Below are 24,095 nucleotides of genomic sequence, written 5' to 3'. Positions count from 1 at the left end.
ATCTGTATTACGGTCGGGGGTTCGAGCCTGACGGTCGTATTGCGGTCACACGGTCGAAGGTAACGGCGCGTTAACCTGTATTAACCAATGGTCAAGACATGACGATGCCGAGCAGACATCGACCGGCTCGCCGATGAGTGTTTCGAGGCCGCCTCAGCCCAGGCGATGCCCGGCGCCTAGGCGCATGGCGATATACACAGCAGCAGCCTGCCTGGGTCTGGCTGGAGCCGGCTGCGGCGAGCAGAAGCTCTCCACTTCCGAGCTGATGAGCGCATCGCGAGCCGTCACCGTCGATGTCGGCAGGGCGCTGGCCCTGCCTCCGCCCGGCAGCCTCCCCGTGACCGGGGTGACGCAGCGCAGCTACGACAACGCCGTCTCGCAGGTGGTTTCCCTGGCGACGCGTGGCCGCACGCCTGGCGAGAACGCGATCCACGTCGCCTTCCTGACGGCCGCCGATCTCCCGGACAGCATGGGCGTCGAGGGCAATCTGCTGAGGGAACCGAGCATCGACGATTTCGCCATCGCACAGGAGATGGAAGAGCGCCTGCCCGGCGTCGCCATGGCCCCGGCAGCCGTCTTCGTCCAGAACAAGTTCGGCCCCTTCGGCTACGCCTTCGGGCGTGGAGCGGGCGGCGAGGCCTGCCTCTATGCCTGGCAGCGCATGGCGAACGGAGACAGCATATTCCTCCCGAGATCGGGCGTGATCTCGGTCCGCATCCGCGTCTGCGACCCCGTCGCCACGGAAGCGAGCCTGCTGCGCCTCGCCTACAGCTATTCGATCAACGCCTCGCTGCGGCGGCCGGGCTGGAACCCGATCGGTGACGCGCCGTCGCCCGCGCCGGAGCTCGGAAGGGCCGGAGCACCGATCTATCCGGTGCCGCAGGCCTCCGCCGCGGATGCCTTCGAGCAGCAGCCCGTCGCACGGCCGCGCCCCGCACGGGCGCCGCGCGCCGAGCGCCGCATGCAGGAAGCCCCCGAGCCCATCCCGGACAAGCCTCTCGAAGGATATCCGACCGTTCCACCGCCGCCCGCGCCCTGAGCGTAACCCCAGATTGCCGGACGCCTGATGCGAACAGCCAGCTACGTCATCTTCTGGGCCATCACCGCGATCGTGGTCGTGGTGCTCATCACGCTGCCGATCAGCCTGCAGGCGCATCTGATCGCCGGCGCGATCGTCGTCGCCGCGATGATCATCCTCAAATTCCTGAGGCCTTACGGCGTCTGGCGGCTGATCGCGCTGGGCCTCGGGACCGCCATCGTGCTGCGCTACATCTATTGGCGCACCACCAGCACCCTGCCGCCGGTCAACCAGCTCGAGGATTTCATCCCCGGCCTGATCGTCTATCTCGCCGAGCTCTACAATATCGGCATGCTCTTCCTCAGCCTGTTCGTCGTCGCGATGCCGCTGCCCAAGCGCAAGACGCCGCCGATCGATCCGGAGAACGCGCCGACGGTCGATGTCTTCGTTCCCTCCTACAATGAGGACGCGGAGCTTCTGGCGACGACGCTCTCGGCCGCACTGGCGATGGACTACCCGGCAGGCCGCCTGAAGGTGTTTCTGCTCGACGACGGCGGCACCGACGAGAAATGCAATGCCGACAACTTCGTCGGGGCCAGCGCCGCGCGGGAGAGGCGCGCGACGTTGCAGACGCTGTGCGAGGGGCTCGGCGTCACCTATCTGACGCGCGAGCGCAACATCAGCGCCAAGGCCGGCAATCTCAACAACGGCATCGCCAACTCGCAAGGCGAGCTGATCGTCGTCTTCGACGCCGACCATGCCCCGGCGCGCAGCTTCCTGACCGAGACGGTCGGCTATTTCGGGCAGGACCCGAAGCTCTTCCTCGTCCAGACACCGCACTTCTTCATCAATCCCGACCCGCTCGAGCGCAATCTCAAGACCTTCAAGATGATGCCCTCCGAGAACGAGATGTTCTACGGCATCATCCAGCGCGGCCTCGACAAATGGGATGCCTCGTTCTTCTGCGGCTCGGCCGCGGTCCTGCGCCGCACCGCGCTGGAGACGACGAACGGCTTCTCCGGGCGCAGCATCACGGAAGATGCCGAGACGGCGATCACCCTGCACGCCACGGGCTGGCACAGCGTCTATGTCGACAAGCCGCTCATCGCGGGGCTTCAGCCGGCGACCTTCACCAGCTTCATCGGCCAGCGCTCGCGCTGGGCCCAGGGCATGATGCAGATCCTGCTGTTCCACCGCCCGATGTTCAAGAGCGGCCTCTCCCTGCCGCAGCGCCTCTGCTACTCGTCTTCGGCCCTGTTCTGGCTCTTCCCCTTCGCGCGGCTGACCTTCCTGATCGCGCCGCTGTTCTATCTGTTCTTCGGCCTGGAGATCTTCACTGCCTCGGGCGCCGAGTTCATCGCCTATGTGCTCAGCTACATGGTGGTGAACCTGATGATGCAGAACTATCTCTACGGCCGCTATCGCTGGCCGTGGATCTCCGAGCTCTACGAGTTCATCCAGTCGGTCTACCTGCTGCCGGCGGTGATCTCGGTGCTGCTGAGGCCGACCAAGCCGACCTTCAAGGTCACGGCGAAGAACGAGTCGCTCGAAAGCAGGCGCGTTTCCGAGCTCGGCAAACCGTTCTTCATCATCTTCGCCGTGCTGTTTCTCGGCGTCATCGCGACCTACTGGCGCACGGTCGCGGAGCCGTACAACGCCGACACGACCCTGGTCGTGGGACTGTGGAACATCCTCAACCTGCTGATGGCGGGCTGTGCGCTCGGCGTCGTCTCCGAGCGGCCGGAAGGCCGCGCCGCGCGTCGCTTTGCCGTGAAGCGCCGCGGCGAGATCACCATCGACGGCCGGACCGCCCCGGTCGTCACGGAGAACGTATCGGTCGACGGCATCGCCATCCGCGTGATGTCGAAGGATTTCGACAAGGTGCCGGTCGGCACCGTCGGGCAGGTTTCGTTCGAGACGACGATCGACATGCCGCGCGGCTCGCTGCCCGTACGCGTCATGCGCCTTGCTCCCGACGACAAGGGGCTCATGCTGGGTTGCAGCTACGAGCCGAGCGAACCGCTGCACAGCCGGATCATCGCCGACCTCGCATTCTCCGACGCCGATAACTGGAGCCAGTTCCAGAAGGCGCGGCGCCAGAACATGGGCGTGATCTACGGCACGCTGCGCTTCCTGCGGATGGCGGTCTTCCAGACCAGCCGCGGCCTGTCCTATTTCTTCGGTCTCTACCGGTTTTCCCGTTCTCCCTCGCGGCCGGGAGCGGCGGAATGAAGCGGTTCGGATTGCCCTTTCTCGCGGCTGCGATCGCTCCGCTGGCGCTGGGGCTGATCCCGCATCTTGCCGCACAGGAGCCGCCGTCGCCTGCTCCCGCCCCGGCGCCCTTCATGATCGCCCCGCCGAGCCAGCAGCCGGCCGCGCCGCCGCCTGCGGCCCCTGCCCCCGCTCCATCGCGATCGCGAGAGGCGGGGCCGACCCCGGCTCCCGCTTTCGCGTTCAAGCCGCTGCTGCCTGCGTCGCGTGTCACGCTCGAAGGCGAGAGCGACACGCGCAGCTGGGCCTTCTACCTGTCGCAGGACGAAGCAGGAACCGATCTGAGCCTCGACGTCGCCTTCCAGAACGCGCTCGTGGTGATGCCGGAGGTGTCGCGGCTGGCCGTTCGCCTCAATGGCGAGCGGATCATCGAGGTGCCCATCGCCTCGTCCGATCGCCTCAAGCATAGCTCCACCGCGGTTCGCAAGGGCCTGCTCCGGCCGGGGCAGAATACGATCAGCTTCGAAGTCCTGCAGCGGCATCGGACGGACTGCACGGTCGCCTCGACCTATGAACTGTGGACCCGCATCGACGGCGCGGGTACCCGGCTGACGTTCAAGGGCCCGAACGCGCAGCAGTTCCGCCTGCGCGGCATCGACGATCTGCCGGCCATCGGCGCCGACGAGGGCGGCCAGACCACGATCGTCATCGTCGCGCCCGGCGCCTCGCGCGCCATTTCGGCGAACAGCATCTTCGCCGTCGCACAGGCACTCGCCTTGCGCGGTCGCTATGGCCAGGTGGCGGTGAAAGTCTCCGAACAAATGCCGGACCGTGTCCGCCCGGGGACGCTGACCGTCGCACTCGGCACGAACGAAGAGATACGCGCCCTGCTGGGAGCGCTGCCCGCCGAAGCCGGTGGCCGCAGCTTCCTCGGCTTCGTGCCGAGCCCGAAGAAGGGCGCCGACATGCTGCTCGTGACCGGCGAAAGCTGGCCGGATCTCGACGCGATCGTCGGCAAGATCCTGACCGCGCCGGTTTCCCGGCCCGCCAACATCAACCGCAAGACCATGGATACCGCAAGCTGGCACGTGCCCGATGCGCCCTTCATCTCCGACCGGCAGGTGGTGCGCTTCTCCGAGCTCGGCATCGCCACCCAGGAATCGTCCGGGCGCCGCATGCGCGTGCGTGCGGTCGTCGCGATGCCCGGCGACTTCTATGCCAATGCCTATGGCGAGGCGACGCTCTATCTGGATGGCGCCTACTCGAACGAGGTCCTTCCGGGCGACAGCCATATCGAGATCTTCGTCAACGGCAACGTCGCCGCGACCGTGCCGCTCAATGCCGCAACGGGCGGTCTCTTCCAGCAATTTCCGATCACCGTGCCGCTTCGGCATTTCCGCCCAGGCGTCAACGAAGTCTGGTTCGAGACCGTCACCGTGACGAAATCGGACCTGGCCTGCGGGCCGGGGGCGACGCTGCCCGGCAAGAGCCGCTTTGCGCTGTTCGACACAACCGCACTTGCCATCCCGGACTTCGCCAAGATCGGCGTGAGCCCCAATCTCGCAGCAGTCGCCGGCACCGGCTTCCCCTATTCGGTCGCATCGCGGGTCGCGCTGATCATGGGCCGGCAGGACCCCGCCAATCTCAGCGCCGCGACGACATTGCTGGCGCGCATCGCCCAGCGCGCCAGCCGGCCGCTCGCCGTCGATGTGCTGGCAGGCCCCGCGGCCGTCGGCGACCGGCCCGTCCTGATCGTCGGCGCGGCCGGACAGCTGCCGGCCGGGCTGCTCCCGCGTGTCGGCATCGCCGACAACGTCCGTGCGACCTGGCCGTTGCGCGCCGATGCCGTGGTGGTGACGCCGGATGCGGAAGGCGCCGCCGTCTTCGATGCGGTGATCAACCGGCTGCAGGGCCGGCAAGCGACGCCGGAAGCGTCCGGCGGCGCGGCACCGACCACGGAAGGCGTCCGCGAGCGCTGGCGCGGTTCGCTGGGCGGCCCGCTCGCACGCTATTTCATCGCCTTCGACCAATGGCTCCAGCGAACCTTCGACCTGTCCTTCGCGCAGCTGCGTACCCCCTCGCGCGCGCCCACGCTCTACGAGCCGGCTGAGGGCACCGATCTCATCGCCGTCCAGGCGGCCGACCCGGATACGAGGCAGGTCTGGACCGCCTTCATCGCCCGCCGCGAGGAGGCGCTGGAAAGCACGGTGGACAGGATCGTCTCGCCCGGCAACTGGGCGGGCATGGCCGGCAAGATCACTGCCTTTCGCGGTGCCCAGGAAGCCCACATCATCTCTGCGGACAGCACCTCCTTCGTCATGACCAGGCCTTTCAGCCTGGCGAATATGCGCCTGGTCTTCGCCAACTGGATGTCGAGCAATATCGGGATCTACGCATTGGCCCTCCTCACGGCCTGCATCGGGTTGGGCATCGGAACCTCGCTGATGCTCGGACGGTTGGGGCGTCGATCATGAAACGTTTCCTCGCCGTGCTGGCCGCGACCTTTCTCGGCTTCCTCTCAAACGCGCAGGCGACCGTGCCTGCCGATGCCTGGGCGCTGTACCGGCAGAAATTCGTCACGGCCGAGGGCCGCGTCATCGACGATGCGAATGGCGGGATCAGCCACAGCGAGAGCCAGGGCTACGGGCTCCTGCTGGCATGCCTCGCGGGAGACCGCAGCACCTTCGCCAGCATCTTCGCCTTCACCCGCACCGAGCTCCTCATCCGGGACGACGGGCTTGCGGCCTGGCGCTGGGATCCGAAGGCAACCCCACGCGTCAGCGACATCAACAACGCCAGCGACGGCGATCTGCTGATCGCACACGCCCTCGCCTGCGCCGGCAGCCGCTGGACCATGCCGGCCTATACCGCCGCCGCCCGCCAGATCGCCCGCTCGCTGGCGAAGGTGGCCCTGCTGAAGCGCGGCAGCGATGTCTGGCTGATGCCGGCCGCAGTCGGCTTTTCGGAGAAGGAGCGCGCCGACGGCCCCGTGATCAACCCGTCCTATTGGGTGTTCGAGGCCCTCCCGGTCATGGCCCAGCTGACCGGCGAGCCCGTCTGGATGCAGCTCCAGGCAAGCGGGCTCAAGCTGCTCGACGATCTGGCGAAGCGAAAGATGCTGGCGCCCGAATGGCTGTCGATCAGGGCCGAGCCAAAGCCGGCCGAAGGTTTCCCCGCACAGTTCGGCTACAACGCGATCCGCATCCCGCTTTATCTGCTGCGCGCGGGGCTGGGCGAGAAGGCACGCCTCGCGCCGTTCCGGCAGGCCTGGGCCGACGGCACCGCGGTCATCGATGTGCGCAGCGGCAAGCCGGTCGAGCCGCTGGCCGATGCCGGCTATCGCATTCTGGCCGCCGCCATGGCCTGCGCGCTGGACGGCACCCCGATTCCGGAGGAGCTGAAAACCTTCCAGCCGACGCTCTACTATCCGTCGACCCTGCACCTTCTCTCCCTCTCCATGCTGAGCGAGAGGTATCCGCAATGCATGTGAAATCGACCCTGATCCTCGTCGCGGCATCGAGCGTCGCGTTTTACGCCTTCGGTCGCTACGGCCAGGACGTAAAGCCGTCGCAATCCATGATTCGGTCCGCGCAGGCTGAGGGACAGGCGCAATCGGCCACGCCGGGCTCGGAAACAGCTATCGAACTGGCGCAGGCTCCCAGCGTGCCCGGCCGGCCAGCGGCTGCGCCGCCACAGTCCCAGCCGCAACCGCAGAAGGTCGACGAAACCGCGCTGCGCTATTTCGCGGCGCAGGGCGACACCCGCCGCTTCGAAGCCGAGCTCGCCAGGCTGCGCGCGCTCTATCCCGAGTGGAGGCCACCGACCGACCTGACATCGCAGGGCCAGGTCGGAGACCCCGAACTCGAACGGATGTGGAAGCTCTTCGCCGACGGCAAATACGGCGAGGTGCGCGCCGCGATAGCGCAGCGCAGCAGCGCCGATCCGAACTGGCGTGCGCCGGCCGATCTCGTCGCGCAGCTCGATCTGACCGAGGCCCGCCAGCGCCTCGTCAACGCATCGAACGCCCGGCAGTGGGAACAGGTCATCCGCCTCGGCACCGAGACGCCGGCCCTGCTGACCTGCGCCAATGTCGATGCGCTCTGGCGCGTCGGCGAGGCTTTCGTCCAGACCGGCAAGCCGGAACGCGCGCGCGACGCCTACGCCTATGTTCTCGCCAACTGCACCAACCCGGCCGAGCGGATCGGCACGATGCAGAAGGTGATCACCACGCTGCCGGAGAATTTCGTCGACCCGCTCCTCGCACAGGAGCGGCAGAACGAATTCGCGAGCATCCGCGACGAACTCGCGCGACGCCATATCGGCAAGGCGGCCGACGACCCGGCCCAGACCGCAACGCAAGAGGATATCCGCCGCATCGAGGCGCTCGCCAACGCTGCCGCCACGGCGGACGACCCGATACTGCTCGGCTTCTACGCCCTCCACCACAACGACCCGGCCAAGGCCGCGACATGGTTCCAGACCGCGCTCACGCGCAATGGCGGCGCCAAGGCCGCCGAAGGCGCGGTGCTCGCTCTGGGCGCGACGCGGAAATACCAGGAGGCCGAGACGCTCGGCGCGCAATGGCTGGAGGCCGGAGCCGCCAACCGCAAGGCCTATCTCGATGTCGTCACCGCGCTGCTCACTCAGGAGCCGCCGTTGCGGCTCGAGCGCAACGTGATCGAACGCATCGTCAAGACGGTCGGAACGGACCGCTACGCACCCGGAGCGGCGGCACTCGGCTGGTATGCCTACAACTCGGGACAAACCGTGCCGGCCGGCACCTGGTTTGAGACGGCTCTGTCATGGGACCGCGGCTACGAGCCGGCAGCCTATGGACTCGCGCTCGTGCGCCAGCGCCTGCGCGATCAAGGCGGGCTGCGGGCCCTCATGACCGAATGGGGCGGTCGTTCCCAGCGGATCGCCGACATTCTCAATCCCGCGCGCAGAAGGCCCTCGCCCCAGGCGGATCGACCCGTGGCTGCCGATACGCGTCCGGTTTCGCGGATAGAGCCCGCCGTCGAGCCCGTGGAACGCATATCTCGCCCCGTCAGTCCTGCGGAGCGCCCTCGTCGCGCGGTGGCACAAGACGACACGGCGGTCGTGGCGGCGTCCCCCCGACCGAGTGCGGCACGCCCGAGCAGCGGCAGTTGCGGTGCCGGCTCGTCTGGTGCGGCCGCCCTGCAGCGCGGCTGGTGCCTGCTTAACCTCAAGCGCCCGGTTGCGGCGGCGGAGGCCTTCGAGGCGGCGCGGCGCAGCGGCAGTGCCCAGGTCGCCGCCGATGCAGCCGCGGGCCTGGCTTATGCCAAGATCCAGCAGGGATTGACGACGGAGGCCAGCGCGGCGGCAAGCAGCGCAGCGCTGCCAGTCGCGCGACGCAACGAGCTCTCGGCCCTGCTCCTCTCGGAGCGCTTTTACGCGCAATACGATGCCAAGGATTTCAACGGAGCGTTGGTCACGCTTTCGGGCCGCGCGCGCTACGCCCCCGAGACCACCGACCTGATGCTGATGCGCGGGTGGTCCTATTTCAATCTCGGTCGGTTCGATGACGCCGACCAGGTCTTCCAGGCGCTCTACAAGGCGAACAAGTCACCCCAGGCGTTGTCGGGGTTGACCGCGATCCGCGATGTGACCCAGCGCAACAGATACTAGAAGAGCCCGCAGCGCCGTATGGGCATGGCGCTGCGGGCCTTCGCAGATCTTACTCGGCCGGAACCGCCAGCACCTCGCCATCCACCACCAGCGGAGAGTGCCCGCTCAGTGCCGCCTGCAGCTGGTCCTGATCGAGCTCGCCTTCCCAGCGCGCCACCACGATCGTCGCGACGGCGTTGCCGATGAAGTTGGTCACAGCCCGGCATTCCGACATGAAGCGGTCGATGCCGAGGATGAGCGCCATGCCCGCGACCGGGACGGCGGGAACCACCGAGAGCGTCGCCGCCAGCGTGATGAAGCCCGCACCGGTGATGCCGGCCGCGCCCTTCGAGCTGAGCATGGCGACGAGCAGCAGCAGAATCTGGTCGCCGAGCGGCAGATGGATGTCCATCGCCTGCGCGATGAACAGCGCAGCCAGCGTCATGTAGATGTTGGTGCCGTCGAGATTGAAGGAATAGCCGGTCGGGATGACCAGGCCGACGACGGAGCGCTTGCAGCCAGCCGCCTCCATCTTCTCCATCAGGCTCGGCAGAGCGGCTTCGGAGGAGCTGGTGCCGATGACGAGGAGGATCTCCTCCTTGATGTAGCGGATCAGCGCCAGGATCGAAAAGCCGTTGTAGCGGGCGACGGCGCCGAGCACGACAAGCACGAAGATCGCCGCCGTCAGGTAGAAGGTTGCAATCAGCATCGCGAGATTGGCGACGGAGCCGATACCGTAGCGGCCGATGGTGAAGGCCATCGCGCCGAAGGCGCCGAGCGGTGCCGCCTTCATCAGGATCGCGACCAGCTTGAAGATCGGGGTCGAGAGCGCCTGCAGGAAATCGAGCACCGGCTTGCCGCGCTCGCCGACCATCGACAGCGAGAGGCCAAATAGCACCGAGAAGAACAGCACCTGGAGGATATCGCCCGAGGCAAAGGCGCCGACGATGGTGTCGGGAATGATGTTCTGCAGGAAGCCGATGATGCTCGAGTCATGCGCCTTGGCCGCATAGCCCTGCACCGCCTTGGCATCCAGGCTGGCTGCGCCGATATGCAGCCCGGCGCCCGGCTGGACGATATTGCCGACGATGAGGCCGATGATCAGGGCGAGCGTCGAGAACGTCAGGAAATAGATCATCGCCTTACCGGCGACGCGCCCGACCTTCTGCATGTCGCTCATGCCCGCGATCCCGGTCGAGACCGTCAGGAAGATCACCGGTGCGATGATCATCTTCACCAGCTTGATGAAGGCATCGCCGAGCGGCTTCATGGCCGTGCCCTGTTCCGGCCAGAAATGGCCGAGCAGGATGCCCGCCGCGATCGCGAACAGGACCTGTACATAGAGCTGCTGGTAGAATTTCTTCGGTCGCGCCGCCGGCTGGGCGTGCGCGAGATCGAGCGTAGTCGCCATGATGTGCTCCTTGGGTCTGCGGTGTTTTGCTCTTGTTCGAAACCGCTGCGCCCCTTGGGCAACCGGCGTGCCAACTGCCGGAAAATGCAAAAAATTTGACAAAACAAGATGTTAGCGGACGAGCGGTCGTTCTTCTTGAAACCATCTGGCGAGAACCCGCACGCACCCCTCTTGATTTGTGCGGAAATCCGCACAACGACAATGCATGAGCCGCCCATTGCTCGATCTGGGGAAAGGCACTGCCAGGCTGTTTTGGCTGGTCTTCGGACTGGCTGCAGCGGCGGTCGCCATCGCGTCGCTGTTCGCCGCCGGCGAGATCGGCCGCAGCCGCGCCATCGCGGGCACGCAGGCCCGCGCCGAGGATGCGGGAACGCTGGCTCTCGCCATCCTGCGCGGCGAACTCGAAAAGCAGCGCGCCCTGCCGGTCATCCTCGCCCGCGATCCGGACGTTAGGCAGGCGCTGGCCGGCGGCAGCCGGCACGGGCTCGACCTCAAGCTGGAGATCATCGCGCGCGAGGCGCGGGCCGCGGTGATCTATCTGCTCGGTCCCGATGGCGTCGCGATCGCGGCCAGCAACTGGAACGAACCGACGAGCTTCGTCGGCAGCGACTACAGTTTCCGCGATTATTTCAGGGGGGCCGTCGCCACCGGAAGCGCAGAGCAGTTCGCGCTCGGCACGGTCAGCCAGCGGCCAGGCCTCTATATCACGCGGCGGATCGAGGAGGCCGGCCAGAGCCTCGGCGTGATCGTCGTCAAGGTCGAGTTCGACCGGGTCGAGGCGGATTGGCGGGCTCTCGGCGGTGAGACCTATGTCGTCGACCGGCGCGGCGTGGTGCTGCTCGCGACGATCGAGGATTGGCGCTTCCGGGTCGAGGCTCCGCTCGACCCAGCGACGGCAGCTGCGATCCGGGATTCGCTTCAGTTCGGCGCAGCGCCGCTGACGCTGCTGCCGCTGCGGCCGCAGGGAGAGCTGGTACAGGGGCTGAGCCCGCTCGCCGGTCGCTATGTCCAGATGCGCCAGCCCGTTCCGACGACGGACTGGGCACTGGAGGTGCTGCTGCCTGTCGATGCGGTGATTACCTCCGGCCGCTCGCAATCGCAGGCGCTGGTCGCGCTCGTGCTGATGCCGGGCGCCGCGCTCGCCTCCTTCGCCCTGCGCCGCCGCCAGCACAATCTGGCACGGCGCGAGGCGGACGCCCGGGCGAAGGCCGAGTTGGAGGAACGCGTCGCCGAACGGACGGCCGAGCTCGCCGGCGCCAATCAACGCCTCGTCGCCGAGATGGCGAAGCGGACCCGGGCGCAGGAGCGCCTGTCAAACGTCAGAGAGGAGTTAGCCAAGGCCAACCGCCTCGCGACACTCGGCCAGATTACCGCCGGCGTTGCCCATGAGGTCAACCAGCCGCTGGCAGCCTTGCGCACCTATGCCGAGAATGCCCGGGCCTTCCTGAAGCGCTCCGACGCCGCCGAGGCCGACGGCGCGCTGGTGCGGATCGTCTCGCTGACGGACCGGATCGGCGCGATCACCGAGGCCCTGCGCGGCTTCGCGCGGCGCGGCAAGGGGCCGCTTGTGCCCGTTCCCGTCGCCAGTGTCATTGAAGGCGCGCTGACCCTGCTGGAAGGCCCGCTGCGTCAGGCCGGCGTGACGCCGGTCGTCACGGCCCCGCCGGAATCGGTCCTCGTCACCGCCCGGCCGATCGAGCTCGAACAGGTGCTGGTCAACCTCCTGCGCAACGCGACCGAGGCCCTGCTCGAAGGCGGCGACCGGGGCGAGCCCGCGCTCGCCATCACCGTCACCCCGCGCGGCGACCGGGTCGAGGTCACGATCACGGATCGCGGCCCCGGCCTGTCGCAGGAAGCGCTGGCGCAGCTCTTCACTCCGTTCAGCACAACGAAGCCGAAGGGGCTCGGACTTGGGCTGGTGATCTCGCAGGACATGGTCACATCGTTTGGCGGCACGCTGACCGCCAGGAGCCGGCCGGGCGACGGCGCGAGCTTCGTCATCGATCTGAAGAGGGCTGCTGCATGACCGATCCCGGCGCTCCCATCGACGCGATCGAGGTCGCCTTCGTCGACGACGATCCCGATCTGCGGGACGCCAATGTGCAGGCGTTGCGCCTGGCCGGGTTCCGGGCGATGGCGCTGCCCTCCGGCCAGGCGGCGCTGCAGCGGATCGGACCCGATTATCCGGGTATCGTCGTCACCGATATCCGCATGCCCGGCATGGATGGGATCGAGCTGTTCCGGCGCTTGCAGGCACTCGACCGTGACATCCCGGTGATCATGATCTCGGGCCATGCCGACATCGAGACGGCGGTCGGCGCGATGAACGAAGGCGCCTACGACTTCATCGCGAAACCCTATGCCGGCGAGCGCCTCGTCGAGAGCCTGCGGCGCGCGGCCGAGAAGCGCGCGCTCATCCTCGAGAACCGCCGCCTGCGGGCACTGGCGGCGCAGGGCGAGGAGGACGGCGCCCTCATCGGCGAAACGGCCGGCATCACCCGCCTGCGCCAGACCATCCGCGAGCTCGCCGATGTCGATGTCGACGTGCTGATCCTCGGCGAGACGGGCACGGGCAAGGAGGTCGTCGCGAGTCTGCTTCATCGTCTCGGCCGGCGGCGCGACAAGCCCTTCGTCGCGCTGAACTGCGGCGCCCTGCCCGACAGCGTCATCGAGAGCGAGCTCTTCGGCTACGAGCCGGGCGCCTTCACCGGCGCGCAGAAACGACGCATCGGCCGCATCGAGCATTCCAGCGGCGGCACGCTTTTCCTCGACGAGCTGGAGAGCATGCCGATCACGGCCCAGGTCAAGCTGCTGCGCGTCCTGGAGATGCGCGAGATCGCGCCGCTCGGCTCCAACGATCTGCGCCGCGTCGATCTGAGGGTCGTGGCCGCGACCAAGGTCGATCTCGGCGACCCCGCGCAACGCGGCGATTTCCGCGAGGATCTGTACTACCGCCTCAACGTGGTGACCCTGCGCATACCGCCGCTGCGCGAGCGCCGCCGCGATATCCCGCTGCTCTTCACCCGCTTCCTGGCGCGGGCCGCGGAAAAATATCGTCGGGAGGTGCCGCCATTGGACCGTGCCGTGGAGCGCCACCTCGTCGAGAACGATTGGCCGGGCAATGTGCGCGAACTCGTCCACTTCGCCGAGCGCGTCGCACTCGGCCTGCCGGACAACCTGCTGCCGGTCCGAAAGCAGGACGAAACCGAAGCGCTGAGCTTGCCCGAACGACTCAACGCCTTTGAGGCGACGCTGATCCGGGAAGCCCTGCAGGAAAACCAGGGCGATGTCCGCGCCGCGCTGGAGAAGCTCCGCATTCCCCGCAAGACGTTCTACGACAAGCTCGCGCGCCACGGCATCGATCGTATCGCCTATGAGCCCGGAACGGTCGGGCGATGAAAGCTCCGCCAATGCCGAGCATTGCGGCGTTTTACAGGCTCTCCGTGACCCCTATCTGAGCTGGCTGTCCTTGCTGCCGCGCCGGTTATAGGCGGATGATGCCGCCGGCCGATCATGGCCCGCCTGGCAATGCACGCAGAGCCGGGCGCCGGGCATGGCGCGGCGGCGCGCTTCGGGGATTTCGTCGCCACATTCCTGGCAATGAATCTCCCCCGGACCGGACGGCAGTTGCGCCCGCGCCAGCCGAACCGCGTCGTTGACGGAATCATCGATCTGATCCTGAACGGCCCCGTCAGGGGTCCAGCCGCTGGCCATCATGCACCTCCTGAGCCAGAGGATATGGGGTCCGTGGCCGAGAATCCAACGCCTGCGCGCCGCCTCCGCCGAAGCTCGTCCCTGCCTAGGAGCCGCTGGCCGCCGCCGCCTTTTCGAGCGCGTTCACGACATCATCGAGGCTCTCCTTCACCCCGAGCAGAAAGTCCTTGCGGAAAGCGATGATCGTGTCCGGTGGCTGGCCCTTGAACGTGTAGACCGCGGCGACCTGATCGGGGTTGACGTAGACGGGCTGGCCGTCCTTCGGCGAGGTGAATTTGCAAAGCTTGGGCATCTGCAGTCTCCATTCGGACCCGCCCGCTGGCGGCATCGGCTTGCCCGGGCAGCGGCGGTTTGTCCGTGGAGATTTCGCTACAAGCTCACGGCGCCTCAGTCCACGGGTGGGCCTGCACAGCCGCAGAAGAAGCATCGTATGCGGTGCGGTATTCAGCGCGTCGAGGTGAGAAACCCCGTGACATCGTCCAGGATCGGCGCCCGCCACTGCAGAAGGCTCGAAATCGCTGCCACTGTTTCGGCGTGGCCGAGCCCGGGATAGATCTTGAGAGAGACCGATCTCGCGCCGGCCCGTTGCAGCGCGACCGCGAGCCGCTCGCTGTTGCGCGGCAGCACGGTGGTATCGTCGGAGCCGGTCACCAGAAGGATCGGCGGAGCGTCGCTGCGCGCAAAGTTGATCGGCTGCGTTTGCGCAAGGTCGCGGGCGTTTCCGAATGCAGCCTTCGTGACCTCGATGTCGAGCGGCAGGAAATCATAAGGGCCCGAAAGCCCGACGGCGGAGCGGATATAACGCGAAGGCAGCCCGGCGGCGGCAAGATAGCGCCTGTCCAGCGTCAGCATCATGGCGTTGTAGGCGCCGGCCGAGTGGCCGATGACGTGAACCTGGCGCGGAGCGCCGCCGTAACGAGCGATGTTGTCACGGACGAAGCGCAGAGCGAGGGCGCCATCCTCGATGAAGACCGGAAAGCGGGCCTCGGGAACGAGACGATAATCCGCGATCACGGTGACGAAGCCCCGCGCGGCGAACGCCTCTCCGACGAAGGCGTAAGTCTCCTTGCTGCCATTGGCCCAGGAACCGCCATAGATGAAGAAGACGACCGGCCTGTCGGTGCCCCCGCCTTGCGGGACATAGATGTCCATGCGCTGCCTGGGATGGCGGCCATAGGCGACATCGCGTGCGCCGTCGGTCAGGCCACCCGGTCGAAGCGTGGAGCAGCCTGGAAGCGCTCCGGCCGCCAGCACGGGAACGATCGCACGGCGGGAGATTTCGGTCGTCATGGTCGCCATCGTCTTGAGTGCATTCGGCTTATACGCCCGGTCGGGCCGTTTGGATCCGCGGGGCCGATCATGCGAAAGCGACGCCGCTACTGAACCGGGGCCGCATGCCCGACGTATCTCCATGCACAGCCCCGGAGGTCGTCATGCGCTTCGTCGCCGCCTACATCGCCTTCCTCGTCGCCTTCGGAATCTGCGATGCCATCTGGCTCGGCACGATGACGGCGAGGCTCTACCGGCCGGCCCTCGGCGACCTGATCGTCGAGCAGGTGCGCTACTGGCCCGCCGCACTGTTCTATTTTGGCTTTCCGCTCGGCGTCGTGCACTTCGCGCTCATGCCGGCCCTACGCGATGGAAGTGCGAGCGCCGCGCTGATGAACGGCGCCCTGATCGGCCTCCTCGCCTACGCGACCTATGACCTGACGAACTACGCCACGCTGCGCCCGTGGACGCTGACGATCACGCTGGCGGACCTCGCCTATGGCACGGTCGTGGTCGGTTTCTGCAGCTGGATCGCCTATGGAGCGGTCCGCCGCGCCATGGAATGGGGCTGGGTTTAGCCCCTGCCCGTCAGGCCGGGCGCAGGCGATAGTGATTGACGCCCCATGACGCCCCGGCCGCATGGCCGAACAGCCCGCTCGTCGCCAGAAAGAACAGGCGCCAGCGCCGACGCCAGAGCGGCGCTTCCGCACCGTAGACCTGGCGCAGAATCGGGTCGATCGTCGGCAGGTTGCGATCGAAATTCGCCAGCCAGTCCTCGGCGGTCGCCCGATAATGCTCGCCGCTCCAGCGCCACTCCGCCTCGACGGCGAAGAGATCGGGGAACTGATGGGCCAGCGCAGCGCTCGGCATCAGTCCGCCGGTGAAGAAATGCTGCGCGATCCAGTCACCGGTATCGGCGACATCGAACCGGTAGCAGCCCTGCGCATGGGCGAAGACGTGGAAGAACAGCCGCCCGTCCGGCTTCAGCCAGCCATGGATGCGCCCGAGAAGGACTTGCCAGTTCGCCATGTGCTCGAACATCTCCACGGAGACGACGCGGTCGAAGCGCTCCTCCGAGGCGAAATCGTTCATGTCGGCCGTGACAACCTGCAGGTTGACGAGCCGACGCCGAACGGCCTGCTCCTCGATGAAGGCGCGCTGCGAGGCCGAGTTGGAGACCGAGACGATCCGCGCCTTCGGATAGCGCTCGGCCATCCACAGCGAGAGCGAACCCCAGCCGCAGCCGAGCTCGAGGATATCCTGCCCATCGGCGAGGTCGGCATGCTCCGCCGTCAGCGTCAGCGCCGTCTCTTCCGCAGTCGCCAGGGTATCCCCGGGGTCGGCGTAGTAGCAGCAGGAATATTTCCGCCGCGCTCCGAGCACCTGGTCGAAGAAGGCGGCAGGCACCTCGTAATGCTGGGTATTGGCGGTGTCGGTATGAACAGCGATCGGGAACGCCGCCATCCCGCGCGCGAATGCCGCCGCATCGGCGGATTGCGTCGCGAGCGACCGATCCGTGCGCCCGACCAGCGAGGCGATCACCATGCGGCTGACGGCGTCGGGCACGGGCAGCCCCTCGCCCCAGTTCGAGAGCCTCTGCATGAAGGTCATGGCGTCGCTCCTTTCGGCGGCAGCGGGATCAGCGCGCTGGTTCGGTTCTGGTAGGCCCGATAGGCCGCGCCGTGCTTGGCGAGCATGTGCTCCTCCAATGGCGGGATGCCCGAGATGCGCGTGAGCAGCAGCGTGATGCAGGCCGGCGCCAGCAGAGCGAGCCAGCCCCACGGATAGGACATGGCGGGCGCGATCACCGCGTAGGAGCACCAGAGCAGGCATTCGAAGAAGTAGTTCGGGTGTCGCGACCAGCGCCACAGGCCACGATCGCAGACGCCGCCCCGTCCGGAACTGGCGAAGGCACGCAGCTGCCCGTCCGCAACCGCGCCGCCCGCCAGACCGGCGACGAAGACGATGATACCGGCGAGGTCCTGCCATCCCAGCACAGGCGCGGGGCTATGCGCCGCCAGGACGATCCCCAGCGCCAGCGGAATGCTGACCAGCGCCTGCATCTGGAGCAGCCGGACCATCTGCCTGGGCGCATCACTGCCCCAGTCGCGCTTGAGCTTCGCATAGCGCGGGTCCTCGCTGATCCCGCTTGTCCGGCGCGCGATGTGCAGCCCGAGCCGCAGCGACCAGGCAAGCGCGAGCCCTGCCACCAGCCAGCGCCGCGATATCGGCCCCGCCCCGAACGGCAGCAGCGCGCCGGCGATACCGGTTGCGCCGAGGCCGAAGGTCCAGACCACGTCGATCAGCCGGAATTGCCGCTGCGGCGTTCGATCAACGTCGCCAGCGCCATGAACCCCGCCATCGCCACGGCCGTGAAAACGACGGCCATGGCGAAGGAGGCGATGGTCACAGCCGCACCAGCGGCTGCAGCAGCCGGCCGAGCCAGCCCTGGAACAGCACGTTCCCGGTCATGGCGACGATGCAGGTGCAGCCCTCGACCGGGTCGACGCGCGGCGTGTGATCATGGTCGGAATCGGCTTCGTCGAAATCGCCGGCCGCATAGCGCCCATATTCGTGCTCGTAGGCGCCCGAGAGGATCGTGGTCCATTCGAGGCCGCTATGCTTGTGATGCGGCAATGCGATGCCCGGCCCGGCGCGCAGCATGAACACGCGCGCTTCCGCGCCGGGAACCTCGACGCGCCGCAGGGCGATCCGGATGCCGATCGGCCGCCACGGGCCGAGGCCATAGGGACGCAGCACTCCGGGCAGCCCCGGCTCGGCCGCCGGCGAAGCTTGGCCGAACCCTGCAGCATCGGGCCCGACCAGCCGCGAATACGGCGGCCCCATATCCATCGCGACGGGCTCGACCGCATCGAGGAGGGCGCCCTGCACAGCCTGCAGTTCCTGCACCCGCTTCCGGCTCTCGCGATCCGCCTCGACATGGGCGGCGACCACCAGCGCAAGGCCTTCGTCGAGTTGGCCCGCGGCGAACGTAGCCAGCATTTCATCGGATGGACGATGCGCGATGCTCATCGCAAATCCTCCAGTTTGCCGCGCAGATGCGACAGCGCCAGCCGCAGCCGCGACTTGACCGTGCCCAGCGGAATGGCGAGGCGTTGAGCGACGTCCTGGTGGCTGAAGCCTTCCAGGAAGGCCAGTTCGACGACGCGATACTGATCGGCAGAAAGCTGCGTCATCGCAGCCCGCACGCGCGCCTCGCGCTCGGCTCCGGCGAGCGTCGTGTCGGGTTGTTCGGGGGCTTCTTCATCCAGGATCTCGTAAACTTGGGACAGCCGCGACCGGGTTTCCCGACGGGCGATGTCGATGCGTTGATTGCGCGCGATGGTCGCGATCCAGGTCGATGCGCTCGCTTTCGCGGGGTCGAACAGCGCCGCCTTGCGCCAGACGGTCAGCAGCGTCTCCTGTGCGACCTCCTCGGCCAGCTCCGCCGGGGTGCCGCCGCGCATCAGCAGCCCCTTCACGCGCGGCGCGAAATGGTCGAACAGCGCGACGAAGGCTGCCCGGTCACCCGAGCATGCGATCGCGGCAATCAATGTGTTGGGGTCGAACAAGACGACGAAACGACCTCCTTGCGCTGCTCCCGCCTTGCGCATGCCATCGACAGTCAGGGCGAGTGCGGCAACCATATGTGAGATACGCCGGCGTCGCCGCCCCGGATCACCGGCCGATGGGCTCCGGCAGCGCGAGCCGATATCATTCGGCGGCCTTCCAGTTCACGTCGCGGCAGATCAGGCGCCCGACGATGCAGCCACGCGTGGTGAGCGCGCCGGCCGTCGCCGTGATCGTCATCGAATAGCTCCAGTCGCGCTTGGGATCGTAGGCGTTCCCGGAAAAGGTCCCGTCGGGCTGGCGCGATAAGGTCATGATGAGCTTGTCGCCGGCCGCCTCGCCCTTGCTGGTGTCGCCGATCCAGAGATTGGTGGCGCAGATCTTGTCGCCGCAGGGCGCGATGCGCACGCGCGCATTGCCGTCGTCGCGCAGCCATGTGCCGTCGAGATCGGTAGCGGCCGCGCTCGCGGCCGAAAGAGACGCGAAAGCGAGAGCGAGCGGAAAACGCCTCATGGCAATGTCCTTTCAGCGAATGCCCCTCGTCTACGCGCCACGAGCGTCAGCGGTTTCATCGGAGCGCGAAATCGTGTCGAGGCGGGCAGCGAAGAGCCAGCCGATCAGCGCGGTCAGCGAGGCCGCGCTCAGGAAGTTCAGGCGCTGCAGCGCCGCATATTCGCCCTGCTCGTAGAGATGCAGCGGCGCGCCGAGCATCTCCGCAGGCAGCAGATAGGCGAAGAATGCGAGCGCAGCGAAGCCCAGGGCAAACGCGCGTTCGGAGCGGCGAAACAGCAGCAGCGCGAGCACGAGGCAAGGAAACAGGAAGACTTCGACGCCTGAGCCCGGGCCGAACGCGACGCGGCACAGCAGCGTGTTGCCGATGCCAGCCATTAGCAAAAGCGAGCGCCCGAGAAGTGGGCTGCGGCGCATCGCGGCCGGCACCGCCGCGAAGAAGGGCGTCGACAGGAAGGTGACGTAGGACGGCGAGATCGCAGGCGACACCGCCCAGTAGAGATAAAGCGGATAGAAAGGCTGGTTCGAGACGATCACGAGCGCGATGGTATTGGCGATCGCCGCTCGCGGGTCGGGATGTGCGGCATAGGCGCCGATCGCCGCGATCCCTCGCTTCAGGCCATTCAACCTCATCGCCGAACCCTCGCGACTCTCCGATCCCTCTTCGCTTACGCCGCAGCCCGGCCTTCGGGTCACCCGGCCAACGCGCTTTTGACGATCCGCGGCAAATCCAGAACGGAGCCCCCCGCGTATACCCCTCATGAAAAGCGGGGATGCGGAGATGGAACGGGCGCTGGACAAGCCGATGAGGATCGCTGTGATCGGTGCCGGTATCTCCGGCCTCTCCGCCGCCTGGCTGCTGGGACAGGCGCACGACGTCGTGCTGTTCGAGGCCGCCGCTCGGCTCGGCGGGCACGCCAACACGGTTCGCGTCGCCGGGGATGGCGGCGAGACGGCGGTCGATACCGGCTTCATCGTCTACAACGAGGCGACCTATCCGAATTTCATCGCGCTGATGGAGCATCTTGGCGTCGCGACGCAGCCGACCGAGATGTCCTTTGCAGTATCGCTCGACGACGGCCGCCTGGAATATAGCGGCACCAGCATCACCGGGCTGTTCGCTCAACGCAGCAACCTGTTCCGCCCGCGCTTCTGGGCGATGCTGCAGGACATCCGTCGCTTCTACCGCGCCGCATCGCGTGATGCTCTGATCGGCGTTGCGGCGGAGATTTCGCTGGGCGACTACCTCGCAGCCGGCTGTTATGGCGCCGCCTTCCGGGACGACCACCTTCTGCCGATGGCCGCGGCGATCTGGTCGGCGCCCTGCGCGGAAATCCTGTCCTATCCTGCCGCGGCCTTCCTGCGTTTCCATCACAATCACGGGCTACTCCAGCTCACCGATCGGCCGGCCTGGCGCACCGTGACCGGCGGCAGCGCCGTCTATGTCGAGAGGCTGCGCAACGCCTTTTCGGGTGAGGTCAGGACCGGCTCGCCGGTGAGGCAAGTCAGGCGCGGGCCGAACGAGGTCGTGCTCGCGGGCGACGGCTGGAGCGAGCGCTTCGACCAGGTCGTCTTCGCTGTTCATGCCGACCAGACGCTGGCCCTGCTCGCCGACCCCGGCACGGCGGAGGCCGAGGCACTCGGTGCCTTCCGCTACAGCCGCAACCGTACCGTGCTGCATGGCGACACGGCCCTGATGCCTCGGCGCCGGCGAGCCTGGGCAAGCTGGAACCATATCGGCGACCGGAGCCGGCCAGAGGCCGCCTGCGCCGTCACCTATTGGATGAACCGGCTTCAAGGCCTGCCGCAGGAGCGGCCGCTCTTCGTCACCCTCAACCCGCCGGACACGCTCCGCAAGGAGACCATCCTCCATGAGGAGATCTACGAGCACCCGCTGTTCGATGCCGCCGCGCTCGACGCGCAGACGCGGCTCTGGTCGCTGCAGGGCAGTCGGCGCAGCTGGTTCTGCGGCGCCTATTTCGGATCCGGTTTTCATGAGGACGGGCTACAGGCCGGGCTCGCGGTCGCCGAGGCGCTCGGCGGCGTGCGGCGGCCCTGGCGCGTGCGCGACGAGTCCGGCCGCATCCCGTTGCCCGCTCAGCGCGAGCAGGCGGCATGAGCTGGAACTCCGCCCTTTACGTCGGGCAGGTGCGACACCGCCGGTTCCGGCCGAAACCGCATGCCCTGGCCTATCGCGTCTTCTGGATGCTGCTCGACCTCGATGAGATCGATGCGCTCGCCGCGAGCCTGAGAACCTTCTCGCGCAATCGCTTCAATCTCTACGCCTTTCGCGATGCCGATTACGGCGACCGTAGCGGGCGACCCTTGCGGGCGCAGATCGGCGAAGCTCTGGCGAGCGCCGATATCCCCTGGGACGATGGCCCGATCCGGCTGCTGACGATGCCGCGTATCCTCGGCTACGCCTTCAACCCGATCAGCACCTATTTCTGCCATCGCCGTGACGGCAGCCTCTGCGCCACCGTCTATGAGGTGCACAACACCTTCGGCGAGATCCACAGCTACGTCATGCCGGCCGATGCCTCGGGAGAGCCGCTCCGGCAGGAGGCCCGCAAGCTCTTCCATGTCTCGCCCTTCATGGGTCTGGCGATGCGCTATGCCTTCCAGGTCGTACCGCCCGCAGAGAATGTCTCAATCACCATCGACGGTCACGATGCCGACGGTCGGCTGATCGCCGCCACGATGAGCGGCAGACGCGCGGCATTGAGCGACGCGGCACTGCTGCGGCTGCTGGCGAGCCACCCGCTCCTCACCCTGAAGGTCACCGCCGCCATTCATTGGCATGCGCTGCGTCTACTGGCGAAGCGCATTCCCTGGCGGCCGCATCCGGCCCCGCCGGAACAGCCCTTCAGCCCGGGCAACGCCGTGACGCCTCATGCGAAAGGACCGATACAGCCATGAGCCGGCCCGAGACAGAGCAGAATCTCCCCATGGTCGAGCAATCGCTTGAGCTGCCGCGCGGCATCAGCCTGTCGCGCTGGTTCCTGCGCCGCGCGCTCGCGCGCATCGCCGTCGGCCGCCTGACCGTCGTCACGCCCGAGGGCGAGCGCCTCCAGAACGGACATGGCGCACCCGGCCCTCAGGCCACGCTGATCCTGAAGAAGTGGCGCGCGATGCGGCGGCTGCTGCTCGACGGCGATATCGGACTGGCCGAGGCCTATCGCGACGGCGATCTCGATACGCCCGATCTCACCGCATTGATCGAGCTCGGCGCGCGCAACGATGCGACGCTGCGCCGGCTGACCTCCGGCGCGTGGCCGGCACGCCTGCTCAATCGCTTCCGGCATGTGCGGAATGCCAATACCCGCGCGGGCAGCCGCCGCAACATCACGGCGCATTACGACCTCGGCAACGCGTTCTACGGCCATTGGCTCGACGCCAGCATGATGTACTCCTCGGCGCTCTACGAAACGCCGACGGAAACCCTCGAAGCCGCGCAGCAGCGCAGGCTCGACAGGATCGTCGCCATGCTCGACCTTTCCGGCGGCGAGCATATCCTCGAGATCGGCTGCGGCTGGGGCGCGCTGGCGGAGCGGCTGGCCCGCGAAGGCTGCCGCGTGACCGCGATCACCCTGTCGCCTTCGCAACTCGAGGCAGCGCAGCGGCGCATTGCCGAGGCCGGCCTGGGCGAACGCGTCAGCCTGCAACTGCAGGACTACCGCGACATCTCCGGCCAGTTCGACCGCATCGTCTCGATCGAGATGATCGAGGCGGTCGGGCGGGGATATTGGCCGTCCTACTTCGCCACCTTGCGCCGCTCGCTACGGCCCGGCGGCCGGGTCGTCCTGCAGGCGATCACGATCGACGAACATATGTTCGAGGACTATCAGCAGGGCACCGATTTCATCCAGCGCTACATCTTCCCCGGCGGCTGCCTGCCATCCGTCCCTGCGGTGAAGAGCAAGGCGGAAGCAGCCGGTCTCTCCGTCACCGAGCAACTCGACTTCGGCGAGAGCTACGCCTTGACGCTCAAGGAGTGGCGCCGGCGTTTTCTGGAGCGCTGGTCCGAGATCGCACCGCTCGGCTTCGACGAGCCTTTTCGCCGGTTGTGGGAGTTCTACCTCTGCTATTGCGAAGCCGGCTTCAGGGCACGAACCATCGACGTCAACCTGATCGCGTTGCGGGGCAGCTGATCCACGCGCAGCCCGCTTATCCCGAAGCGAGCGAGATGCTTCCCTGCAGGGTTGAACCGATTTCGGTAGCGGGCGATGCGCCCACTACCGAGCGGTTGACATGGCGATGACGACGAAGCTGCCATCGCCATCGCGCAACAGATCGTCAATCCAGGAAGCTGCGTATTTGCACCGACTAGGCGATACTGAGGAAAAGCTCTTCGGGCGCCGGTCGTGTGGGGATGAGCCCGTCTGCAAACGACCATTCGATCATCCGTGAGATAATCTCCCGGTTTTTCTCGAGGCCCGACGGCCAATAGTCGCGCCCCATGATCTCGGTGGTGCGTCGCAGTTCCTCCCCTACCCAGGGCAGGCTGATCTTGAGGGCCTGTTCCGTCCACAGATCCTGATTGGCGATCTCCTGGGCCGCCTCGAAGAGGGCGGCTCCTAAACTGGATCAGCACCGCGCCTAGGCTGACAATCGCTGCAAGGCCAGACCCCGCTCCAATCAAAAACTGCCTGGAGTACGGATTCGGGTATGGGGGGTTGCTGTAGGGATCCGAGCGCCATGCTCTGTTCCACCGGCCCAGAAATATTAACTGGGCGTCTGTTCTCGCAAATGCAGGTAGTCCGA

The 24,095-nt window shown here is 67.1% G+C and carries 21 protein-coding genes; 11 read left to right on the top strand and 10 right to left on the bottom strand.

Features of this window, described 5'->3' with window-relative positions; translation table 11 throughout:
- Positions 1 to 184 precede the first annotated feature (184 nt).
- The 5 genes from bcsN to AC2FAN_RS25975 are packed head-to-tail and all read left to right on the top strand — an operon-like array spanning position 185 to position 8,878.
- A complete protein-coding gene (gene bcsN / locus AC2FAN_RS25995) occupies positions 185 to 1,039 on the top strand; it encodes a cellulose biosynthesis protein BcsN (protein WP_485176916.1) in 855 nt (284 codons plus the stop codon).
- 27 nt (positions 1,040 to 1,066) lie between these two features.
- Positions 1,067 to 3,250, top strand: coding sequence for a UDP-forming cellulose synthase catalytic subunit (bcsA, locus tag AC2FAN_RS25990; RefSeq protein ID WP_265050116.1), 2,184 nt, complete (start codon positions 1,067 to 1,069; stop codon positions 3,248 to 3,250).
- Positions 3,247 to 5,703 carry a cellulose biosynthesis cyclic di-GMP-binding regulatory protein BcsB gene (locus AC2FAN_RS25985; protein ID WP_485176915.1) on the top strand — a complete coding sequence of 819 codons (2,457 nt, stop codon included), beginning with the start codon at positions 3,247 to 3,249 and terminating at the stop codon, positions 5,701 to 5,703. The genes bcsA and AC2FAN_RS25985 overlap by 4 nt, the downstream gene beginning before the upstream one ends.
- Complete coding sequence (locus AC2FAN_RS25980) at positions 5,700 to 6,719, top strand: family 8 glycosyl hydrolase (RefSeq protein WP_485176913.1); 1,020 nt, start codon at positions 5,700 to 5,702, stop codon at positions 6,717 to 6,719. The genes AC2FAN_RS25985 and AC2FAN_RS25980 overlap by 4 nt, the downstream gene beginning before the upstream one ends.
- Positions 6,710 to 8,878, top strand: coding sequence for a tetratricopeptide repeat protein (locus AC2FAN_RS25975; RefSeq protein ID WP_485176912.1), 2,169 nt, complete (start codon positions 6,710 to 6,712; stop codon positions 8,876 to 8,878). The genes AC2FAN_RS25980 and AC2FAN_RS25975 overlap by 10 nt, the downstream gene beginning before the upstream one ends.
- 49 nt (positions 8,879 to 8,927) lie before the next feature.
- Here AC2FAN_RS25975 and AC2FAN_RS25970 read toward each other — a convergent pair whose 3' ends face one another.
- On the bottom strand, positions 8,928 to 10,268 hold the full coding sequence (locus tag AC2FAN_RS25970; protein ID WP_485176910.1) for a dicarboxylate/amino acid:cation symporter: 1,341 nt from the start codon (positions 10,266 to 10,268) through the stop codon (positions 8,928 to 8,930).
- A gap of 205 nt (positions 10,269 to 10,473) precedes the next feature.
- On the opposite strand from AC2FAN_RS25970, the gene AC2FAN_RS25965 reads away from it, so the two are divergent.
- Positions 10,474 to 12,294 carry a sensor histidine kinase gene (locus AC2FAN_RS25965; RefSeq protein ID WP_485176909.1) on the top strand — a complete coding sequence of 607 codons (1,821 nt, stop codon included), beginning with the start codon at positions 10,474 to 10,476 and terminating at the stop codon, positions 12,292 to 12,294.
- Positions 12,291 to 13,667, top strand: a complete 1,377-nt coding sequence (locus tag AC2FAN_RS25960; protein WP_485176907.1) for a sigma-54-dependent transcriptional regulator — start codon at positions 12,291 to 12,293, stop codon at positions 13,665 to 13,667. The genes AC2FAN_RS25965 and AC2FAN_RS25960 overlap by 4 nt, the downstream gene beginning before the upstream one ends.
- 51 nt (positions 13,668 to 13,718) lie before the next feature.
- Here AC2FAN_RS25960 and AC2FAN_RS25955 read toward each other — a convergent pair whose 3' ends face one another.
- The 3 genes from AC2FAN_RS25955 to AC2FAN_RS25945 form a co-directional block, all read right to left on the bottom strand.
- Entirely contained in the window at positions 13,719 to 13,982 is a 264-nt protein-coding gene (locus AC2FAN_RS25955; RefSeq protein WP_485176906.1) for a DksA/TraR family C4-type zinc finger protein, read from the bottom strand.
- Between the two features lie 85 nt (positions 13,983 to 14,067).
- Complete coding sequence (locus tag AC2FAN_RS25950) at positions 14,068 to 14,274, bottom strand: hypothetical protein (protein ID WP_265050124.1); 207 nt, start codon at positions 14,272 to 14,274, stop codon at positions 14,068 to 14,070.
- 152 nt (positions 14,275 to 14,426) lie between these two features.
- On the bottom strand, positions 14,427 to 15,272 hold the full coding sequence (locus AC2FAN_RS25945) for an alpha/beta hydrolase (protein ID WP_485176904.1): 846 nt from the start codon (positions 15,270 to 15,272) through the stop codon (positions 14,427 to 14,429).
- A 143-nt stretch (positions 15,273 to 15,415) separates the two neighbouring features.
- On the opposite strand from AC2FAN_RS25945, the gene AC2FAN_RS25940 reads away from it, so the two are divergent.
- On the top strand, positions 15,416 to 15,829 hold the full coding sequence (locus AC2FAN_RS25940) for a DUF2177 family protein (protein ID WP_485176902.1): 414 nt from the start codon (positions 15,416 to 15,418) through the stop codon (positions 15,827 to 15,829).
- Positions 15,830 to 15,839: 10 nt separating this feature from the next.
- Here AC2FAN_RS25940 and AC2FAN_RS25935 read toward each other — a convergent pair whose 3' ends face one another.
- The 6 genes from AC2FAN_RS25935 to AC2FAN_RS25910 all read right to left on the bottom strand — a co-directional run bounded on the left by AC2FAN_RS25935 (position 15,840) and on the right by AC2FAN_RS25910 (position 19,964).
- Entirely contained in the window at positions 15,840 to 16,862 is a 1,023-nt protein-coding gene (locus AC2FAN_RS25935) for an SAM-dependent methyltransferase (protein ID WP_485176901.1), read from the bottom strand.
- Positions 16,859 to 17,548: a DUF1295 domain-containing protein gene (locus tag AC2FAN_RS25930; protein ID WP_485176900.1), complete on the bottom strand. Its 690-nt coding sequence runs from the start codon at positions 17,546 to 17,548 to the stop codon at positions 16,859 to 16,861. Before AC2FAN_RS25930 ends, AC2FAN_RS25935 begins: the two co-directional genes overlap by 4 nt.
- A 109-nt stretch (positions 17,549 to 17,657) precedes the next feature.
- Entirely contained in the window at positions 17,658 to 18,284 is a 627-nt protein-coding gene (locus AC2FAN_RS25925; RefSeq protein ID WP_485176899.1) for a ChrR family anti-sigma-E factor, read from the bottom strand.
- A complete protein-coding gene (locus AC2FAN_RS25920) occupies positions 18,281 to 18,865 on the bottom strand; it encodes a sigma-70 family RNA polymerase sigma factor (RefSeq protein WP_485176898.1) in 585 nt (194 codons plus the stop codon). Before AC2FAN_RS25920 ends, AC2FAN_RS25925 begins: the two co-directional genes overlap by 4 nt.
- A 100-nt stretch (positions 18,866 to 18,965) precedes the next feature.
- Positions 18,966 to 19,334, bottom strand: coding sequence for a DUF2147 domain-containing protein (locus AC2FAN_RS25915; protein ID WP_485176897.1), 369 nt, complete (start codon positions 19,332 to 19,334; stop codon positions 18,966 to 18,968).
- 30 nt (positions 19,335 to 19,364) lie between these two features.
- The gene (locus tag AC2FAN_RS25910) at positions 19,365 to 19,964 is read right to left on the bottom strand and encodes a hypothetical protein (protein ID WP_485176896.1); all 600 of its coding nucleotides are present in this window, start codon (positions 19,962 to 19,964) and stop codon (positions 19,365 to 19,367) included.
- 148 nt (positions 19,965 to 20,112) lie between these two features.
- Here AC2FAN_RS25910 and AC2FAN_RS25905 point away from each other — a divergent pair, with 148 nt between their 5' ends.
- The 3 genes from AC2FAN_RS25905 to AC2FAN_RS25895 are packed head-to-tail and all read left to right on the top strand — an operon-like array spanning position 20,113 to position 23,482.
- Entirely contained in the window at positions 20,113 to 21,450 is a 1,338-nt protein-coding gene (locus tag AC2FAN_RS25905; RefSeq protein ID WP_265050133.1) for an NAD(P)/FAD-dependent oxidoreductase, read from the top strand.
- Positions 21,447 to 22,250 (top strand): DUF1365 domain-containing protein, encoded by an 804-nt coding sequence (locus AC2FAN_RS25900; protein WP_485176894.1) that lies wholly within the window; start codon positions 21,447 to 21,449, stop codon positions 22,248 to 22,250. Before AC2FAN_RS25905 ends, AC2FAN_RS25900 begins: the two co-directional genes overlap by 4 nt.
- The gene (locus AC2FAN_RS25895) at positions 22,247 to 23,482 is read left to right on the top strand and encodes an SAM-dependent methyltransferase (protein WP_265050135.1); all 1,236 of its coding nucleotides are present in this window, start codon (positions 22,247 to 22,249) and stop codon (positions 23,480 to 23,482) included. Before AC2FAN_RS25900 ends, AC2FAN_RS25895 begins: the two co-directional genes overlap by 4 nt.
- Positions 23,483 to 24,095 lie beyond the last annotated feature (613 nt).

Source organism: Allobosea sp. RIT-PG3_2 (genome assembly GCF_057321085.1).
Note: the sequence above shows the minus strand (reverse complement) of the source record. Positions and strands in the feature narration are given on the sequence as shown.

Coding starts and splice junctions, on each gene's coding strand:
- AC2FAN_RS25960 (WP_485176907.1), top strand. CDS start 12,291: ATGACCGATCCCGGCGCTCCCATCGACGCGATCGAGGTCGCCTTCGTC.
- AC2FAN_RS25965 (WP_485176909.1), top strand. CDS start 10,474: ATGAGCCGCCCATTGCTCGATCTGGGGAAAGGCACTGCCAGGCTGTTT.
- AC2FAN_RS25910 (WP_485176896.1), bottom strand. CDS start 19,964: ATGAGGTTGAATGGCCTGAAGCGAGGGATCGCGGCGATCGGCGCCTAT.
- AC2FAN_RS25915 (WP_485176897.1), bottom strand. CDS start 19,334: ATGAGGCGTTTTCCGCTCGCTCTCGCTTTCGCGTCTCTTTCGGCCGCG.
- AC2FAN_RS25935 (WP_485176901.1), bottom strand. CDS start 16,862: ATGACCTTCATGCAGAGGCTCTCGAACTGGGGCGAGGGGCTGCCCGTG.
- AC2FAN_RS25925 (WP_485176899.1), bottom strand. CDS start 18,284: ATGAGCATCGCGCATCGTCCATCCGATGAAATGCTGGCTACGTTCGCC.
- AC2FAN_RS25970 (WP_485176910.1), bottom strand. CDS start 10,268: ATGGCGACTACGCTCGATCTCGCGCACGCCCAGCCGGCGGCGCGACCG.
- AC2FAN_RS25905 (WP_265050133.1), top strand. CDS start 20,113: ATGGAACGGGCGCTGGACAAGCCGATGAGGATCGCTGTGATCGGTGCC.
- AC2FAN_RS25955 (WP_485176906.1), bottom strand. CDS start 13,982: ATGGCCAGCGGCTGGACCCCTGACGGGGCCGTTCAGGATCAGATCGAT.
- AC2FAN_RS25940 (WP_485176902.1), top strand. CDS start 15,416: ATGCGCTTCGTCGCCGCCTACATCGCCTTCCTCGTCGCCTTCGGAATC.
- AC2FAN_RS25975 (WP_485176912.1), top strand. CDS start 6,710: ATGCATGTGAAATCGACCCTGATCCTCGTCGCGGCATCGAGCGTCGCG.
- bcsN (WP_485176916.1), top strand. CDS start 185: ATGGCGATATACACAGCAGCAGCCTGCCTGGGTCTGGCTGGAGCCGGC.
- AC2FAN_RS25980 (WP_485176913.1), top strand. CDS start 5,700: ATGAAACGTTTCCTCGCCGTGCTGGCCGCGACCTTTCTCGGCTTCCTC.
- AC2FAN_RS25900 (WP_485176894.1), top strand. CDS start 21,447: ATGAGCTGGAACTCCGCCCTTTACGTCGGGCAGGTGCGACACCGCCGG.
- AC2FAN_RS25920 (WP_485176898.1), bottom strand. CDS start 18,865: ATGCGCAAGGCGGGAGCAGCGCAAGGAGGTCGTTTCGTCGTCTTGTTC.
- AC2FAN_RS25895 (WP_265050135.1), top strand. CDS start 22,247: ATGAGCCGGCCCGAGACAGAGCAGAATCTCCCCATGGTCGAGCAATCG.
- AC2FAN_RS25950 (WP_265050124.1), bottom strand. CDS start 14,274: ATGCCCAAGCTTTGCAAATTCACCTCGCCGAAGGACGGCCAGCCCGTC.
- AC2FAN_RS25985 (WP_485176915.1), top strand. CDS start 3,247: ATGAAGCGGTTCGGATTGCCCTTTCTCGCGGCTGCGATCGCTCCGCTG.
- bcsA (WP_265050116.1), top strand. CDS start 1,067: ATGCGAACAGCCAGCTACGTCATCTTCTGGGCCATCACCGCGATCGTG.
- AC2FAN_RS25945 (WP_485176904.1), bottom strand. CDS start 15,272: ATGACGACCGAAATCTCCCGCCGTGCGATCGTTCCCGTGCTGGCGGCC.